This is a genomic window from Rhodopseudomonas pseudopalustris, from assembly GCF_900110435.1.
Taxonomy (GTDB): Bacteria; Pseudomonadota; Alphaproteobacteria; order Rhizobiales; family Xanthobacteraceae; genus Rhodopseudomonas; species Rhodopseudomonas pseudopalustris.
Genome location: NZ_FODT01000027.1, coordinates 1 through 3,569, shown reverse-complemented (window position 1 = coordinate 3,569; position 3,569 = coordinate 1). Strand labels below are relative to the sequence as shown.

General features: G+C 67.5%; 2 protein-coding genes. Both read right to left on the bottom strand.

Translation table 11 applies throughout. The features are described 5' to 3' along the window. Positions 1 to 2,002, bottom strand: a 2,002-nt coding sequence (locus tag BMY71_RS24205) for an acetyl/propionyl/methylcrotonyl-CoA carboxylase subunit alpha (RefSeq protein ID WP_347336037.1), incomplete at its 3' end; no start/stop codon positions are given. A 2-nt stretch (positions 2,003 to 2,004) separates the two neighbouring features. After that, positions 2,005 to 3,569, bottom strand: a 1,565-nt coding sequence (locus tag BMY71_RS24200; RefSeq protein ID WP_244526169.1) for a carboxyl transferase domain-containing protein, incomplete at its 5' end; no start/stop codon positions are given.

The window sequence follows — 3,569 nt, the reverse complement described above, 5'->3', positions numbered from 1 at the left end:
CCGGTTCGATCTCGGCGAGTTCGACGCCTTCCTGGACGATGTCGCCGACCTTGCATTTGATCGCTTTGAGCGTTCCCGCGAACGGCGCGCGCAGGGTCTGCTCCATCTTCATCACTTCCAGCGTCAGGATCGCCGCGCCCTTCTCGAGCTTGGCGCCCTGTTCGGCGAGCAGAGCGACCACGGTGCCGGGCAGCGGCGCGACGATCTTGTCCTCGCCGACGCTTTCCTCACTCTCCCCGCCGAACGGATCGACCCAGTGCAGTTCGAACCGACCGTTGCGCGTGCGCAGATAGAGCTCGTGCCCTTCGACGACCGCGTTGACGCGCGACCGCGCACCATCGAGCAGGACATCGAGCCCGTCACCATTGGCCCGGGAGGCAAAGGCGAGATCGCGGCCATCGATGGTGAGCGTCGCCGGCCCCGTGCCATAGGCAAGCTGCACCTTGTAGTCGGTGTGGTCGTGCCCGCGCCCATGCCGGAACACGAAGCCGCGTTTGCGACGGCCGACCGGCATCCAGCCGGAGCTGCGCCACGGCGTTGGCGCTTCGGCCCGCGCGGCGTCGCTCTCCGCCCGCAGGATCGCGGCGACCGCCGTCGCGAGCTCCAGATCGGACACCGGCGCCGGAGCCGCGGTCAGCGCCGCGAGATGCCGCTCGATGAAGCCGGTATCGATCGCATTGGCGCGCACCTCCGGATGCGTCACCAGCGCCGACAAGAATGGAATATTGGTGACGACGCCGCGGACGTCGGTCTCCTCCAGCCCGCGGTTGAGCCGGTCGATCGCCGCCGCACGCGTCGGCGCGAAGGCGATCACCTTGGCGAGCATCGCGTCGTAATAGGGCGACACGCTGTCGCCGGCGCGATAGCCGGCGTCGATCCGCAGGCCATCGGTCTCGGCCGGGGTCCGCCAGGTCGAGATCCGCCCGACCGACGGCATGAAGTTCTTCGCCGGATTCTCCGCATAGACCCGCGCCTCGATGGCGTGACCATTCAGCGTGAGCTGATCCTGCCGCAACGGCAGCGCCTCGCCGAAGGCGACGCGCAGCTGCCATTCCACGAGGTCCACGCCGGAGATCAGTTCGGTCACCGGATGCTCGACCTGCAGGCGCGTGTTCATTTCGATGAAGAACACGTCCTTGCCGTCGGAGACGAATTCGATCGTCCCGGCGCCGACATAGTTCACCGCACCGGCCGCGCGCCGCGCCGCCTCGCAAACCGTCTCGCGCTGCGCGGCGTCGAGCGTCGGCGACGGCGCCTCCTCGATCACCTTCTGGTGGCGGCGCTGCAGCGTGCATTCGCGCTCGAATAGCGACACCAGATTGCCGTGGCTGTCGCCGACGATCTGCACCTCGATGTGGCGCGGATTGTCGACGTATTTCTCGATCAGCAGCCGGTCGTCGCCGAACGCCGCCTTGGCCTCGCGCTTGGCGCTGACGATCGCTTCGCTGAGCTCGTTCGCCGCGCGCACCACGCGCATGCCGCGCCCGCCGCCGCCGGCCGAGGCTTTGACCAGCACCGGGAAGCCGATCTTATCGGCCGCGGCCGCCAGCGTCGCATCGTCCTGCGCCTCGCCGTGATAGCCCGGCACCAGGGGCACGCCGGCCGTTTCCATCAGCGCCTTGGAGCCCGACTTCGAGCCCATCGCGGTGATCATCTGCGGCGTCGGGCCGACGAAGATCAGCCCGGCGTCGGCGCAGGCCTGGGCGAATTCGGCGCTCTCCGACAGGAAGCCGTAGCCGGGATGCACCGCTTCGGCGCCGGTCTGCTTCGCCGCGGCGATGATGCGCTCAATCGAAAGATAGCTGTCGCGCGCCCGCGCCGGGCCGAGCAGCACGGCCTCGTCGGCCTCGCTCACATGCAGCGCGTCGGCGTCGGCCTCGGAATACACCGCGACCGTGCGTAACCCCATCGCGCGCGCCGTGCGGATGACGCGGCAGGCGATCTCGCCGCGGTTGGCGATAAGAAGTGTCCGGAACCGCCGGTACAAGGCTGTTGTTGCCATCATCACATCCTGAACAGGCCGAACTTCGTCGGCTCGATCGGCGCATTCGCCGAAGCCGCGAGTCCGAGCCCCAACACCAGCCGCGTATCGGCGGGATCGATCACGCCGTCGTCCCACAGCCGCGCAGTGGCGTAATACGGGCTGCCTTGCGTTTCGTATTGCGCGCGGATCGGGCTGCGGAATTCCTCTTCCTCGTCCGCGCTCCAGCTGCCGCCCTTGGCCTCGATATTGTCGCGGCGGAGGCTGCTCAGAACCATCGCCGCCTGCTCGCCGCCCATCACCGAGATTCGCGCATTCGGCCACATCCACAGGAACCGCGGCGAATAGGCCCGGCCGCACATGCCGTAATTGCCGGCGCCGTAGGAGCCGCCGATCACCACGGTGAATTTCGGCACGTTGGCGGTGGCGACCGCGGTGACCAGCTTGGCGCCATCGCGGGCGATGCCGCCGGCCTCATATTTCTTGCCGACCATAAAGCCGGTGATGTTCTGCAGGAACACCAGAGGAATGCCGCGCTGGCAGCACAGCTCGATGAAATGCGCGCCCTTCAGCGAAGACTCGCTGAACAGAATGCCGTTATTGGCGATGATGCCGACCGGATAGCCCCAGATATGCGCGAAGCCGCACACCAGCGTCTGGCCGTACAGCTTCTTGAACTCGTCGAATTCGGAGCCGTCGACGATCCGGGTGATGATGTCGCGGACGTCGAAAGGCTTGCGCTGCTCGGCCGGGACGATTCCATAGAGCTGCTCGGCCGGATATAGCGGCTCGCGCGGCTCGCGCATGTTCAGCACCGCCCGCTGCGGCGGTTTCAGGGTGCCGACGATCCTGCGGGCGATGCCGATGGCGTGGGCGTCGTTCTGGGCGTAGTGATCGGTCACGCCGGACTGGCGAGAATGCACGTCGGCGCCGCCGAGTTCCTCGGCGCTGACCACCTCGCCGGTCGCCGCCTTCACCAGCGGCGGGCCGCCGAGGAAGATGGTGCCCTGATTGCGGACGATGATGCTCTCGTCCGACATCGCCGGCACATAGGCGCCGCCGGCGGTGCACGAGCCCATCACGATCGCGATCTGCGGAATGCCCTGCGCCGACATCTGCGCCTGGTTGTAGAAGATCCGGCCGAAATGCCGCTCGTCGGGAAACACCTCGTCCTGCTGCGGCAGGAACGCGCCGCCGGAATCGACCATGTAGATGCAGGGCAGATTGTTCTGCCGCGCGATATCCTGCGCGCGCAGATGCTTCTTCACCGTCATCGGATAATAGGTGCCGCCCTTCACCGTGGCGTCATTGGCGACGATCATGCATTCGCGCCCCGCCACCCGGCCGACGCCGGTCACGACCGAAGCGGAATGCACGTCGCCGCCATAGAGCCCGTAGGCGGCGAGCGGCGACAATTCCAGAAACGCGGTGCCGGGGTCGAGCAGCAGGTCGACACGATCACGCGCCAGCAGCTTGCCGCGCGCGGTGTGCTTGGCGCGAGAGGCCTCGCCGCCGGCTCCGGCGACGTTGTCGAGCTTGTCCTTCAGCTCTCCGACCAGCGCGCGCATCGTCTCGGCATTGCGCGCGA